The 14,144-nt window shown below is 40.8% G+C and carries 12 protein-coding genes; 2 read left to right on the top strand and 10 right to left on the bottom strand.

Annotated elements, in window-relative coordinates; all coding sequences use genetic code 11:
• Window positions 1-33: 33 nt before the first annotated feature.
• Together J7E52_RS00430 and J7E52_RS00425 are read right to left on the bottom strand one after the other, a co-directional pair.
• On the bottom strand, window positions 34-267 hold the full coding sequence (locus J7E52_RS00430) for a ferredoxin (RefSeq protein WP_214743197.1): 234 nt from the start codon (window positions 265-267) through the stop codon (window positions 34-36).
• Window positions 268-311: 44 nt separating this feature from the next.
• Window positions 312-1,331 (bottom strand): NAD(P)/FAD-dependent oxidoreductase, encoded by a 1,020-nt coding sequence (locus J7E52_RS00425; RefSeq protein ID WP_214743196.1) that lies wholly within the window; start codon window positions 1,329-1,331, stop codon window positions 312-314.
• Between the two features lie 288 nt (window positions 1,332-1,619).
• On the opposite strand from J7E52_RS00425, the gene J7E52_RS00420 reads away from it, so the two are divergent.
• Window positions 1,620-2,993: a sigma-54 interaction domain-containing protein gene (locus tag J7E52_RS00420; RefSeq protein ID WP_214743195.1), complete on the top strand. Its 1,374-nt coding sequence runs from the start codon at window positions 1,620-1,622 to the stop codon at window positions 2,991-2,993.
• 208 nt (window positions 2,994-3,201) lie between these two features.
• On the opposite strand, the gene J7E52_RS00415 is transcribed toward J7E52_RS00420, so the two are convergent.
• The 8 genes from J7E52_RS00415 to J7E52_RS00380 all read right to left on the bottom strand — a co-directional run bounded on the left by J7E52_RS00415 (window position 3,202) and on the right by J7E52_RS00380 (window position 11,566).
• The gene (locus J7E52_RS00415) at window positions 3,202-3,924 is read right to left on the bottom strand and encodes an anti-sigma factor (RefSeq protein WP_214743194.1); all 723 of its coding nucleotides are present in this window, start codon (window positions 3,922-3,924) and stop codon (window positions 3,202-3,204) included.
• A complete protein-coding gene (locus tag J7E52_RS00410; RefSeq protein WP_214743193.1) occupies window positions 3,925-4,479 on the bottom strand; it encodes an RNA polymerase sigma factor in 555 nt (184 codons plus the stop codon).
• An 80-nt stretch (window positions 4,480-4,559) separates the two neighbouring features.
• On the bottom strand, window positions 4,560-5,030 hold the full coding sequence (locus J7E52_RS00405; RefSeq protein ID WP_214743192.1) for a COG4315 family predicted lipoprotein: 471 nt from the start codon (window positions 5,028-5,030) through the stop codon (window positions 4,560-4,562).
• 21 nt (window positions 5,031-5,051) lie between these two features.
• On the bottom strand, window positions 5,052-5,825 hold the full coding sequence (locus J7E52_RS00400) for an extracellular solute-binding protein (RefSeq protein ID WP_286197311.1): 774 nt from the start codon (window positions 5,823-5,825) through the stop codon (window positions 5,052-5,054).
• A gap of 238 nt (window positions 5,826-6,063) precedes the next feature.
• Window positions 6,064-7,167, bottom strand: coding sequence for a GerAB/ArcD/ProY family transporter (locus J7E52_RS00395; RefSeq protein ID WP_214743191.1), 1,104 nt, complete (start codon window positions 7,165-7,167; stop codon window positions 6,064-6,066).
• Window positions 7,168-7,353: 186 nt separating this feature from the next.
• Window positions 7,354-8,454 (bottom strand): GerAB/ArcD/ProY family transporter, encoded by a 1,101-nt coding sequence (locus J7E52_RS00390; protein ID WP_214743190.1) that lies wholly within the window; start codon window positions 8,452-8,454, stop codon window positions 7,354-7,356.
• A gap of 275 nt (window positions 8,455-8,729) precedes the next feature.
• Entirely contained in the window at window positions 8,730-9,947 is a 1,218-nt protein-coding gene (locus J7E52_RS00385; RefSeq protein WP_286197309.1) for a Ger(x)C family spore germination protein, read from the bottom strand.
• 26 nt (window positions 9,948-9,973) lie between these two features.
• Complete coding sequence (locus J7E52_RS00380; RefSeq protein ID WP_214743189.1) at window positions 9,974-11,566, bottom strand: spore germination protein; 1,593 nt, start codon at window positions 11,564-11,566, stop codon at window positions 9,974-9,976.
• 393 nt (window positions 11,567-11,959) lie between these two features.
• Here J7E52_RS00380 and J7E52_RS00375 point away from each other — a divergent pair, with 393 nt between their 5' ends.
• Entirely contained in the window at window positions 11,960-14,026 is a 2,067-nt protein-coding gene (locus tag J7E52_RS00375) for a Na+/H+ antiporter (RefSeq protein ID WP_214743188.1), read from the top strand.
• Window positions 14,027-14,144: the final 118 nt, after the last annotated feature.

Below are 14,144 nucleotides of genomic sequence, written 5' to 3'. Positions count from 1 at the left end.
GTTGATATCTCTTAATTGATCCTACCTTCCGCTTCAGCCTGATGTCACTGGTATATTGGCAAAAGGTTCCGCCGCCAACTTAATCGAATCTGTCGGACAACCATCAAAAGCATCTTCCAGGTCCTCCTCCAGATCACCGGATACTTCAGTTGCTCCTGTGTTGGCATCCAGGATTGAAAAAGCGATTCCTTCATCGTTATAATCGAAGATTTCCGGTGCAGTCGCTCCACATGCCCCGCAAGCGATACATGTCTCCTGGTCAACCATTGTGTGTATATAGCCATGTGGTTTCCCTCCTCCCTTTCACATTATTAAACGGACGTTGTGCTTTTCTCTTTCCCTCCCATTGTGCTCGTGCTGTGCAGCGGCTGAACTTTCGCACTCGGGTCGATATGAACTTTTGCATTACTCACTGCTGTAGGCGCTTCACCGAACCCGCTGGCAATCAGCTTCACCTTCCCTTCGTACGTGCAAATATCTCCTGCGGCGTATATGCCTTTGATATTCGTTTCCATCCTAGAATTGACAACGATGGAGTTGTTTTCTATTTCAAGTCCCCAATCCTTTATTGGCCCTATTGATGATACGAATCCATAATTGACGAGAACGTCATCGACTTCCAATTCAAGCGGTTTTCCACTCTTCGCATCCGTCACAATCACTTTTTCTATACTTTCTTCTCCGATCAGTTCGGCTGGGAGATAAGGAGTCAAGACCTCCACCTTAGATTGTTTCAAACGCTCTACACTGTGTTCATGGGCACGAAATTTATCCCTTCGGTGAATGAGTGTCACTTTTTCGGCTATCGGTTCAAGCATTAGCGACCAGTCGACCGCCGAATCACCGCCACCGAACACAACCACTTTCTTATCAGCGAATTGACTCATATTCTGGACGAAATAATGAAGGTTGGCATTTTCAAATCTTTCTTCGCCTTCGATTTTTAGTTTCCGAGGCTGGAATGCCCCGTTTCCAGCAGTGATGATTATCGCTTTCGTATAATGTGTTTCTTCGGATGTCGTAATGGCAAACATCCCATCCGAAGTACGAACAATGGTCTCCACAGATTGATTAAGACAAATATCCGTTTTGAATTGACCCATTTGTTCCAGTAATCGATTGATGAGCTCCTGGGCCTGAATTTTCGGGAAACCCGCAATATCATAAATATATTTTTCAGGGTACAAAGCAGACAGCTGCCCTCCCAATTGAGGGAGACTTTCAATGATTTTCACTGAAGCTTGGCGCATCCCCGCATAAAAAGCGGTGAACAAACCAACCGGTCCTCCCCCGATAATAGTGATGTCAGTATATTTTTCTTCCAAACTCATTCCCCCCTAGATGTCTTTCTTGATATGGTTCCATTTATTGGAACCAATATGCTTGCATGTGAATTCATGCAATAATTATTGACATGCAAGCCCTGCCAATCGTCAATTTCACCAATTGATAATTTTATATAATGCAATATGCGTGCCAAACCCGGAAACCGCCTTCAATAAACTAAATATTTGGAATTCTCTTTGAAAACGCTGTCATATTGAGTTATACTTAACTCAAATTTGATGAAACGTTATTCAGAATTCACTCATTCCCTTTTGAAAAGAGAGGATTACCTTATGAAAAGCACGGATTCTACTGAAAGTGTCGAGATGACGCTCCAAACTCTATTAAAGATTCTTGATCATTCCTCAGATGAGATTTTCGTCCTTGACGGTGAAAAGCGGATTCTTTACGTCAACAAGGCATGTGAGCGCCATTATGGGCTGAAGCCTGCTGATGTCATCGGGAAAAATAATGTGGACTTATTTGAAAAAGGATACTGGACGCCCTCCATCGTGCCTGAGGTATTTAAAAGGAAAAAGCCTTGCTACATGAAACAACAAACGTATATTGGGGCGGAATTGATGACATCAGCGATTCCGATTTTAAATGATGCCGGTGAAATTGAACTGGTCGTCACTACATCGACAGAAACCCAAACGTATAAAATGTTAAAAGCGAATGAAGCAAGTAGTGAGTCGAAATTAACTCATGACGAAGATGAAACGGGGAGATTCATTACTAACAGCGGTAAAATCAACCGCATCCTCACTTTTTGTGAAAAGGTGGCGCCGACGGATTCCACGATTTTGATCCAGGGGGAATCTGGAACTGGAAAAGGAGTGCTTGCCCATTTCATCCACCGGATCAGTAAGCGGAAAAGCAAACCTTTCCTGACGATCAACTGTGCAGCCATTCCGGAAGAACTGCTCGAATCCGAACTATTCGGCTATTCAAAAGGAGCTTTTACCGGTGCAAACAAAACTGGAAAACGCGGATTGATTGAATCCGCAGACGGTGGCACTGTCTTTCTTGATGAAATTGGGGAAATACCGCTCGCTCTCCAGGCAAAGCTTCTCCAAGTAATCCAGGACAAACAGTTCATTCCCGTCGGCGGCAGTGAAATGAAAAAAGTCGACATCCGCATCGTCGCTGCAACAAACCAGAACTTAATAGAAATGGTCAATGATAAAAGATTCCGGGAAGATTTATTTTACCGATTGAATGTGATTGATATTCAATTGCCTCCATTGCGAGAACGTAAAGAAGATATCATTCCCCTTACGTACAATTTTTTAAATAAGTTCAATGAAAGATATCATGAAAATAAAGTCATTTCAGAAGAATGCTTGAACCTATTAATTCATTATTCATGGCCAGGCAATGTACGCCAGCTCGAAAACTTGATTGAACGGTTGGTCTTAATAAGTGACTCCGTTATCCTAATGTCCGACTTGCCAGAAATGATTACCGAAAACGTTGAAAAGGTCACACAGATTGATCTCCCCACTTCTCTCGATAAAGCACTTGATGAAACGAAACGGATATTGATCAGGAAATCTTACCAAACATACAAATCATCAAGGAAAGTCGCGAAGGACCTCTCTATCAGCCAAACGAAAGCCTCGGCATTGATCAGGGAGTACTGTGAGGACTTAATGAATAAATAGCAAAATACATTGTTTAACCTGAATATATTTCACTGAACAATCCTTTTGCCCCCAAACCGAATCATGCTGGTTATACGTTGCTAGTGATCGATAATGGTAACTCTTATATTCCAATTCATATGAACTTCCATTTTGTAAATCACGACTCCATGGTCAAAGTGCGAACATAAAAATAAGAGACTTCCCTTTGCGGGCAAGTCTCTTATTTTTATGAAGAGCCAACTATTTTTTCGCCTCTCGGCTTTGTACTATTTGAATCTGGTTCTCTTGTGATGCCAATTTGATTGAATTTATCATTAATTGACAGTTTGTATGTCAATGATCCTGTGCCGGCTTCATCAGGCTTGAAAGTTCCTGCGTTTGTCCGTTTTCCATCTTTCAGCAACCACACTTGATACACCTCGGACTCTTGAAGGCTAGGCATATTCTGAATTTGCACGATTAACCTTCTATCTTCTCCTTGCTGCAAAATGTATGCAGCACCGTCCGTATTCATATTTACAGCCGTCTTATCGACAGGCTGCAAAGATAGCGCCGTTTTAACCTCCATTGGCAGATTGATAGCTGCAAGTTCCTTTTTCAGTTGAATATTGGAATATAACAGTACAAACGCCAAAACTAGCGCTGCCAACAAAAGTCCTGAAGTTACTGGAGTAAACTGCTTAAAGAAAAAACTGCTCCAATTCTTTTCCTTTCTCACCGGAACTTCATCATCAGTCTCAAAGACAAAATTCATAACCTCTGATTTCAGGGAAGAAGAAGGTTCTTTTTCTTCGAAATCCCATTTCAATGAATTCCAGGCTTCCGTCATTTGTTCATACTCCCTAGTGCATTCAGAGCATTGAATTAAGTGTTCCGCGAATGCTTTTTTTTCTTTTTCTCCCAGTTCTCCCGATAAAAATGAAAGCAGGTTAGCGCACTCTTTATTCATTTACAAACCACCTACTTCCAAATACTTTTTCAACAATTTAAGCGACTGGTGAAGTCTGCTCTTGATGGTACCAATCGGTTCATTTTCAATTTTGGCAATTTCCGTTAACGAGTACCCTTTCCAATACAGTAAATCAATCAGTCTTTTTTGCGGCTTGCTTAACTTACTTTTTGCATTGGCAATTTCACTGTGTAATAGCCCATTTTCTATATCATTATTCGGATCTTCTATGTCAATTGGACGACTCATGTCCATGTGTTTGTTATTCCGAATATGAACGCTGTCTTTACGGACATAATCCACACACACATTTCGTGTAACGGTCAAAAGCCAGCTTACAAAGTGCCCCTTTTCGGAATTGTAGCTGCTTTTTGTGGTCCAGAGCTTTAAAAAGACCAACTGCACAATCTCTTTAGTTTTTTCAGCATTTCCATTTGTGAACTTATAAATAAAACCATAGATTAATTTAATATGCCGGTCATAAAGTTCTTCCAGAGCAGGACGATGCTTTTTCATTACTAATGCCATCAATTCCTTATCAAGTTTTTCTTTCAATCGCACCTGCAACTCCTCACCAGTAAATTTGGAAAAAACGTGTAACAGGAACGACCATCCGTGATCGTTCCCTTTTTTTCTTATTTTGGAAAAATCGTCTTGTTATTTACAATATACCAAACATTTTTTACACCTTCGCCATTGACATCTCCCGCTGCCTTATCATTCACAAAATAGTAGAGTGGAAACCCTTTGTACGTTACCTGCTCTTCCCCTGTATCTTCCCTTTTTATGGTTCCAAAGTCTTTTTCCTCAAATCCTTCAGGGACAGTAAAATCCCTTTCCATGAACGGTGGCCATTTTTTCAGACAATCACCCATGCAATTGCTTTTTCCTGATTTATCATTCTTGAAAAAGTAAAGTGTCATTCCCTTGGAATCAGCCAGGTATTCGCCTGTTGTTTCACTTTCCATTAATTTTAGGGTTACTGCTTTTTCATCGGCTGTACCACTAACCACTTGATCATTTTGGGTTGAATTATTAGCTTCATTTCCACATGCCGCCAAAACTAGGACCATCATAAAAACTGAAAATACCATCCACTTTTTCATATACTCTCACTCCTCGTCAATTTATTTCCATCCCCATTTTTGAAATACTAGATGGGATTCTTCCGTCTTAAGATAATCAATGAATTGTTTTGCCTTTTTTTTGTTTTCACTCTTACTTGTTATGCTTACCGGGGTCCCTCTATAGAGCTTGTCTTCCTCAGGGAGTTGAACCAGGTCCGTCACATCCGCCAGACGGTAATGCCAGGATTCATATGTAATCCAGGCGTCTAATTTAGAATTTGCCTTCCATAGATCGATAGCTTCTGCACTGGACTTCACTGAAATGTCAATATTCCTGCTAATTCCAGGAATAAGTCCTTTTCTTCCAGCCAAATCTTCCCATAGCCCCAGTTGCCCGGCTCCATTAACATCTACAATCTTTACGCCCTTCTTCGTTAAATCCTCCAATGACTGTATATTCTTTGGGTTTCCTTTTCTAACCAGAATTCCAGCTGACCGTGTATACAACTCTGTACGTTTTTTTTCATCAAGGACCTCCGGATGATCATGCATAAATTCTGTTAGCATATACTCGGACCCTCCGTAAATGATATCCGCATCCTGTTTCGCTTGATCAATCCATTTTGCTTCGGGTCCCGCTGTTACTTCAACTTTTATCCCCGTTTCTTTGGTGAATTGTTCCGCCACTTCCTTGATAGGTCCAAGAGGGCCACCTGGTCCATATACTTTTACGACATCGTTGACAGCTTGCCCCCGTTTCGAACCCATTTCCGGTGAAAATCCTAACAGTACTGCCATCAATGATATACACCCAACGAAAATGATCTTTTTCAAGTCTTTCTCCTCTCCCTTCTAAAAAAACTTTGTACTATAGATAACGGGACAAACTTCAAAACGGTTTGAAAAAAATTGTTAATTATTTTTAACCTGCTGCAAAATACATCTGATGATCATAAGCTTTTCTCTTTTTTCTCAACAAAAACACCCCATTCGAAAAAGTATCTTTTTTCGAATGGGGCATGACTTTAATTACATACTCTTTCAATTCTCTTAAACCAAGTGACAGAAAAGGTTAGCTTGAATTGCTTCCTTTTCTCTGTCTATTTCTTTTAACAACAGCTATCACCAACAATAACAGTGGAATCAATGTTTGCATCAAAACCCCATAAAAAGGGAAGGCGATGATATCAAAACGACTGACATCCATAGCGCTAGGATACGACCAAAAGCTGAATTCTACAATCAAAATCCCTATCGGCCATACAACAGGACGATAGTCGGAGAGATTCAGCCACTGCGCGGTACCTAAAGCAGCCGCATAATAAAACACAGAAATTTTGACAAACGCTCCTACTATCCATACGGCCATGATGGCGGACTCCAAATGTTCAAAAAAGTCGGCCAAACTGATGTACCGAGATACATTCATCAGGGGATAATTCTTTGTGGCTGTTGTTGAACCGAGTACAAAAAGAACCAGAAGATTCACCACAATTAACGTCATCATCACGGCAAAAACAGACATCATCCCGTATTTCATCCCTTTTTTTCTATCGGTTAAAAAAGGGAGGAGAAAAATCATCAGAAAAAACTCGCTGAACCATCCACCCGGTACAATCGAACCCTTGATTGGAGGCATAATTCCATTCCCCAATATCGGGAATATATTCTTAAATTCAAGATCAGGGCCCAGTAAGATGATTAAAAGGAGGATTGGAAAGATAAACAAAGGAACAAACAATTGGGCAGCTCTCCCCAACACCTCTATCCCTCCGCGTACGATAATGGCACAGAGAAGTACCATCGATGCCATGATCACGCTAATCGGGGTTTTGACCAGAAAAGAGTCGACAATAAATTCTCCGTAACTTCTTAGGATTTGCCCTGTGATCGGGATATAAAAAAACAAGAATAAAAAACCTAGAATTTTCCCTGGAATCCGACCAATGATCTGTTCACTGAATTGGATAACCGTTTGTTTCGGATAAAGTTTGTGCAGTTTATAAGCGATATATACCGTCGCATACCCGATGAGAGACGCCAAAATGGGGGACAGCCATAAATCATTTTTGGCATATTTCGCTGTAATGCTTGGAACACCGAGAATGGCCGTTGCCACAATCGTCGGATACATCATGAATACCATCTGCAGAGATGAAATTTTACCTTTCTCCATCATCTTCCTCCTTTCTGTGATAGTATGTAAATTTGAAATCGTAGCCCACTGATAGATTTACTTTTTCATAAACTCCTCAAACGGCTTAAAAAGAGTTTCAATCCATTCAGTTGGTCCTGCCACCTGCGTGAATGCGAACATAGATAGCACCTTTTCGATAGGATATTTAGCATAAAAAATGCCCAGTTAGCTGGTTTCGGTTCCTTTACGATTTCTTTTCCTTAGAACAGCAATCACCAACAATAACAGAGGAATGATCGTTTGCATCAAAATTCCTTGTAACGGAAAGACGTTGACATCATTACGACTGACATCCATAGAGCTAGGCAACGACCACAAACTGAACATGACAATCAAAATCCCTATCGGCCATACAAAAGGACGATAGTCGGAGAGATTCAGCCACTGCGCTGTACCTAAAGCAGATGCATAATAAAAAACGGAAATTTTCACAAACGCCCCTACTATCCATACCGCCATGACGGCGGACTCTACATGTTCAAAAAAGTCGGCCAAACTGATGTATCGAGATGCATTCATCAAGGGGTAAAGCTTTGTGGATGTTGTTGACCCAAGTACAAAAAGAACCGTAAGATTCACCACAATTAACGTCATCATCACGGCAAACACAGTCATCATCCCGTGTTTCATTCCTTTTTTCATATCCGCTAAGAAAGGAAGGAGGAAAATGATCAGGAAAAACTCGCTGAACCATCCCCCCGGTACAATCGCACCCTTGATTGGAGGCATAATTCCTTCCCCCAATACCGGGAATATATTCTTGAATTCAAGATCAGGAATCAGCAAGAGGATTAAGATACAGATTGGAAAAATGAAAACAGGTACAAACAATTCGGCAGCTCTCCCCAACACCTCAATCCCTCCGCGTACGATAAATGCACAAAGGAGTGCCATCGATACCATGATCACACTAATCGGGGTACGTACCAGAAAGGAGTCGACAACAAATTCTCCGTAACCTCTAAGGATTAGCCCCGTGTTCTGGATATAAAAAAACAAGAGTAAAAAACCGAAAATTTTCCCCGGAATCCGACCAATGATCTTTTCAGCGAATTGGATCACCGTTTGTTTCGGATAAAGTTGGTGCAGTTTATAAGCGATATACACCGTCAGATACCCTATGAGCGCAGCAAAAATGGGAGACAGCCATAAATCAGTTTTGGCATATTTCGCTGTGATGCTGGGAACCCCGAGAATAGCAGTTGCCACAATCGTCGGATACATCATGAATGCCATCTGCAGAGATGAAATTTTCCCTTTCTCCATCTGCTTCCTCCTTTCTGTGATAGTATGGATTTGAAATCACGCAACCTACTGATAGATTCACTTTTCCATAAACTCTCCAAATGGTCTGAAAAGTGTTTCCACCCATTGAGTGGGTCCTGACATCTGTGGGAGATTGAACATGGACAGAACCAAGCACATGAGGAGCAGTGTAAGAAATGCCACTTTATCTTTTTTAGGATTTTTTTTCATTTTCGGCCATTCATACAAAATGATTAGAGTTACAATCACGGTTGTACACAAAAAAGCCCCCCATCTCACTTGTCCTTCACCTCTTTCTCAGACAAACCCGCCGGTTTGTTAATATAGCCCTGTCTGCGAATATGGGCCATAACATCGATTTCCACTTCCAACTCTGAAAATACTTCATTCCATTGGTTCTCGATCTTATTGAACTGTTTAGGATATTTCCTATAGAAATCTTTACCTAACCCTAAAATATCCGCTTTCTTATCCTGAGTATGCAGAAAAGCCATCTCGATGCGTTTTTCTATATCTTTTTGATATGCTCGTTCTGCAGCTTTTAGAGATTTTGGACTTGAAAGGTTTAAATTCGTTCCATTTTGAATAACAGCTCCTTCTGTATTTACCTTCACCAATAATTTCCATTTGTCGTTGATAATTTGCGGAATGATCTTGACTTTGGCTGACACTGGACTTAAAGATATCTTCCCTTTCACCCCTTTGGGCTTTATGGTCACGGTGTATGATTCCACTTCATCCCTCAACCACAATAGCCCTCTAGTTTCCTTTTCCGTCATCGTTCCAGTCATTTTATCTTTTTTGAACACGGCTGTTCCGACAATGTAAGGAATTCCCTGTAATTTCGTTTGCCCTTTCTCTGGAGGCAATATTTTAACGAATGGAAGTGCGGCCGCTTGAGGCTTACCCGTTAACATTTCATCTAAATCCTGCATTGTGACCAGCATCCCAATATGTAAATCAGATAGTTCTCTAAGCACTTCCCCTGAATAGTTTTCCAGGGGTGGCAAAGATTCAACGATAGCCTTTGCTTTCCCTTTGCTGACATACACATTTGCTTTCTCTCTTGGCTGCGGATGGCGCAGTAAAAAATCCAGCTGCTCATGAATTCCTTCCTTCGCTAACTTTTCACCGAATACAAATATTTTACAATGTCCCCAAAATACTTTTCGCGGAAGCTTGCTTTGAAGCTTAGACAATGCATCTGACATATTGGAGCCTTTTTCATATCTCACCAATGTCGTAACAGCCCCCCCTTGACTGGCCCCTCCTCCTTGACCGCCGCCTCCACTACTTATTGAACTTGGAATAAAGACTTGGACGGATAGTTCGATTTGATTATTATCCTTCTTATCGATGGCGGCTGCTGTGACAATCGCCAAATCAGTGATTTCTGTTCGATCCCAACAACCGCTTAGAAAAGGGGTTGTTCCACAAATACCGAGCAAAAGAAGGACGCTTTTCATGAAATGACGGCTCTTTACTTTCTCCAATATCTTTATTCGCCTCCAACCATTATTCACTCCGTTTCACTTCCCCTTTTCGGATTTGGTCCCTGCTCCGGGGGTTGACGGTATACATTAGAATCCCCTGTGAGGCGCGGGCGTGTAGTCATCCTCCACCAAGGAGCTCTCCACAGCACATCTTTCAGCTCTTGACCTTTTAACGGTGCTAGTGGCGTTAAGTAGGGAACACCGAAGGAACGCAAGCTGCATAAGTGAATGACTATGGCAATGATCCCCATCATGATACCAAGCAGTCCTAATGTACCGGCAAGCAGCATCATTGGAAAACGCAGCATCCGGAAAGCAATTCCGGCAATATAACGAGGCATCATAAAAGAAGCGATTCCCGTAATCGCAACTACAATGACCATTGGCGCTGAAACCAACCCCGCTTGTACGGAAGCTTGACCAATCACTAGCGCTCCAACAATGCTGACAGCAGAACCTACCTGCTTCGGCAATCGAACCCCTGCCTCTCTTAGTGCTTCAAAGGTAATTTCCATAGCCAATGCCTCTACTATTGCAGGAAAAGGGACCGATTCCCGGGATGCCGCGCTGCTTAGCAGGAGTGCGGTTGGGACCGCCTCATGATGGAACGTCAAAATAGCAACATAAAGTGAAGGAAGCAAAAGGGATAATCCCATAAAAAAGTAACGTAACCAACGGATAAAAGTGCCTGCCATAAAACGTTGAGCATAATCCTCTTGTGATTGAATCAAAGAAAAGAAGGATATTGGTGCAATTAAAGTAAAAGGGGTTCCTTCTACAAGAATGACAACCCGTCCCTCCAGCAAGCAAGAACAGGCTACATCCGGCCGTTCTGTCGTCATGATCTGAGGGAAAGGTGAATACGGATTATCCTCAATCATTTCCTCGATGTACTCGCTTTCTAAAATACCGTCTATTTTAATTCGTTCCAACCGAGTTGTAATCTCTTCAATCAGTGTTTTATCCACAAGTCCATCAATATAAGCAATTGAAACATTCGTCCTGGTATAAGTTCCGATCTTCATCGATTGTAATTTAAGGGCAGGACTTTTAATAATACGTCGCAATTGGGACGTATTTACCTCCAGAGATTCAATAAATCCCTCTCGTGACCCCCTAACTCCCCCCTCTGCCATAGGTTCTTCAATCGCCCGCTTTTCCCATTTGGACAATCCTAAAGAAAATCCATCGCTTTCCCCTTCATATAGAAGGATCGGGTTTCCAGAGGAAATCGATTCAATGCAATCCGCCAACATATTCACTTTTACCACTTTAGGAACGGGCATTTTATGTTCAATAAACTCATTTAATGGCTGTGGCTCTTTTGATGACTCTTGCATGAGTGGAGATAGCACATATTGCTCTATAGCCTCGATGTCTGAGAGTCCTGCAATGTAAATAAGCATGGCTCTCGTCTTTCCGAAAAGTAAGAACGAACGGAACATGACATCCGAGCAATTATCATAAACAGAACGAAGTGTTTCTACATTTTGACTGAAATTCGCATCAAGTGCATCTGCAGGCTTAGAATCCTGGTAATTATTTTGTACAATGGATTTTTTTTCTTTCGTTTTCCTTAACAATCTACCTACATTACGAATCAAGCTGGTTACCCCCATTTTTTTGCAGGTCGCTCTAACTCCATTTTTCTATGTTTCTTCATTAAGGGTATTTTATACAGAAAATCCCTGAGCCCAGCATGAACTAATTTTCATTTAGCAGAATTGATAGCAATAGCTATGTTATAAGTTGATTTTGAATAAACCGTAAACTCTTGTGATATCCTGTTTGTAATTAATGACTAAGGGGTATATCAAAAACCGAGGCTGCAGATTAGCCGAAAATTTTGTCTCTGTTTACGTATTGATTTTGAACATGATACGCAAGACCATAGAGTAGGGGTTATTTTTTTAAGGGATGGATATTCGCTTTAAAATACCTCTGCTTTTTTAACTTTTTATATAAGTTTCATGGGCAATCAGACTAAAACATTAGAAAATAAGGGAGATTCTATGTCATTCTTAATCACATTGCTCGGATTATTAGTTTCCACAATAATCGCTACAATATTAAATGCCATATGGCCTCGTATTCCACTGCCGATATATCAGATATCCATGGGAGCAGTGCTTTCATTATTGCCATTTCAATTATCGTTGGATTTTCATTCAGAATTATTCATGATCTGTGTCATTGCTCCGCTGCTCTTTACAGAAGGAAAAAATACGTCCCGTAAAGAAATGCTTGAATTGCGTAAACCTATTCTGTTATTGGCCTTTGGGTTAGTATTTGTGACTGTTTTTGCGGGAGGTTTTTTCATCCACTGGTTAATACCCGATATGCCGATGGCTGTCGCTTTTGCTTTAGCAGCCACGATTACCCCTACGGATGCCGTAGCGGTACAATCGATAACAAAAGGATTGAAATTGCCCGGAAATATGATGCCCATCCTTGAAGGTGAATCACTTTTCAATGATGCTGCTGGAATCGTTGCATTTAAAGTTGCCCTGGCAGCTGCCTTAACTGGAGTATTTTCCATAAAAGATGCTTCGCTTAATTTTATATTTGTAGCTTTAGGCGGTATCTTTATAGGTATCCTATTGGGCTACTTAATCGTTAAATTGCGATTATTTTTACGGGTTCATGGACTTGAAGAAATCTCCATGTCCATTGTTATCGAGCTGATTACGCCTTTTGTCATATATATGGTAGCGGAGGAATTCCATGTTTCCGGAATCTTGGCCGTGGTTGCCTCAGGTGTAATTCATGGAATCGAGAGGGATCGCCTTCAGAGTTCCACAACTAAATTGCAAATTGTATCAACTAATACATGGTCTGTATTAGGTTATGTTTTGAATGGACTGGTATTTGCTTTATTAGGATTCATGCTGCCGAGTGTTTATAAGGAAATTGAGTCCGACTTAAATAGGGGTATTCTTTTTGGGATAAGTGTTTTGATTGTTCTTTTATTATTGGTGATCCGTTTTATTTGGGTATACATTCTGCATAATACTTTTACGAAAAACAGAGTGAATCCATTAGAGCAATTCATCATGTCAAGGGTTCATCCAGAAGATAGCAATGACACTGATGAGGAGAATGTTTCAAGATCACGATTTGCATTTTTGACATCCGTTTGCGGCATTCATGGAACCATTACATTGGCTACAGCTTTATCCATACCATATTTTATGCCGGATGATACTTTATTCCCGATGCGTAATACAGTCTTGTTTATCGCAGCGTGCGTTATATTGCTAAGCGTCATATTGGCTACGGTTCTCTTGCCATTACTGGTAAAGACACCGATTGAATTCAAAGATGAACGCCTAACCTCTGATGAGGCTTATAAAATTGTTTTAAATAAAACGATCAATCAACTGAGCAAAGAAGCAACCATCGATAACCAGAAAGCTGTCCATCAAGTAATGGAAAATTTAAATGAACAACTGATAGATTTGGAACGTGGAATAACGAAGAGACCGGATAATCGGACAATACGCGATTTAGTGAAACTAGGGGCCAATAAGGAATTGGAAGTCGTTTCTGGATTAGTCGAAAAAGGGGCTATATCTGAAACTGCCTTTGAACTTTATAAAGTGTATATTTCAAGAACTTTAAATTATATGCAAAAATCATCCCTGAAAAGGGCTTGGATCAATTTACAGGCGATTCTTTTCAAGAAAAAGATCAATGTCAAATGGGATAAGAAATGGGAAGCGAAATTAGAGGACTCCATCGTAAAAAATGCGGACCTGATCCGGGAGGTCCGTAAAGCACAAAAAGAAGCTTCAAAGGAAGCCATTTCATTGATCAAACAACAAACTACACCTGAAAACCGTCATGAAGTCATGCTTGTCATTCAAAGATATAATCGTTATTTGAATCCATTCGGAACATTAAGTGAAAAAGAAGCAAATCGCTTTGAAGAGATGGTGAGTCATTTTCAGTTGAATGCAATGCAAATCGAACGTGATATCATTCAGCAAATGGTTGAAGATGAGCAAATATCGATGCAAACAGCAACTGAGCTTAGACAAAACTTAATCTATGATGAAATGTTAATGATAGAAAGCTGATAAAATATAAGGAGACACCGTTTCAACAGGGAGCGATGTCTCCTTATTGAATTTCCAAAGGAGGGTCAAACAAATGGATGAGTACCACAGGAAAAATGAAATGATAAGACCTGCTATA

This window comes from Bacillus sp. ISL-34, from assembly GCF_018613325.1.
Lineage (GTDB): Bacteria > Bacillota > Bacilli > Bacillales > DSM-1321 > Peribacillus.
This window is presented reverse-complemented; position numbering and strand designations above follow the sequence as displayed.

Coding starts and splice junctions, on each gene's coding strand:
- J7E52_RS00380 (WP_214743189.1), bottom strand. CDS start 11,566: ATGGGGGTAACCAGCTTGATTCGTAATGTAGGTAGATTGTTAAGGAAA.
- J7E52_RS00405 (WP_214743192.1), bottom strand. CDS start 5,030: ATGAAAAAGTGGATGGTATTTTCAGTTTTTATGATGGTCCTAGTTTTG.
- J7E52_RS00375 (WP_214743188.1), top strand. CDS start 11,960: ATGTCATTCTTAATCACATTGCTCGGATTATTAGTTTCCACAATAATC.
- J7E52_RS00425 (WP_214743196.1), bottom strand. CDS start 1,331: ATGAGTTTGGAAGAAAAATATACTGACATCACTATTATCGGGGGAGGA.
- J7E52_RS00415 (WP_214743194.1), bottom strand. CDS start 3,924: ATGAATAAAGAGTGCGCTAACCTGCTTTCATTTTTATCGGGAGAACTG.
- J7E52_RS00390 (WP_214743190.1), bottom strand. CDS start 8,454: ATGGAGAAAGGGAAAATTTCATCTCTGCAGATGGCATTCATGATGTAT.
- J7E52_RS00430 (WP_214743197.1), bottom strand. CDS start 267: ATGGTTGACCAGGAGACATGTATCGCTTGCGGGGCATGTGGAGCGACT.
- J7E52_RS00395 (WP_214743191.1), bottom strand. CDS start 7,167: ATGGAGAAAGGTAAAATTTCATCTCTGCAGATGGTATTCATGATGTAT.
- J7E52_RS00420 (WP_214743195.1), top strand. CDS start 1,620: ATGAAAAGCACGGATTCTACTGAAAGTGTCGAGATGACGCTCCAAACT.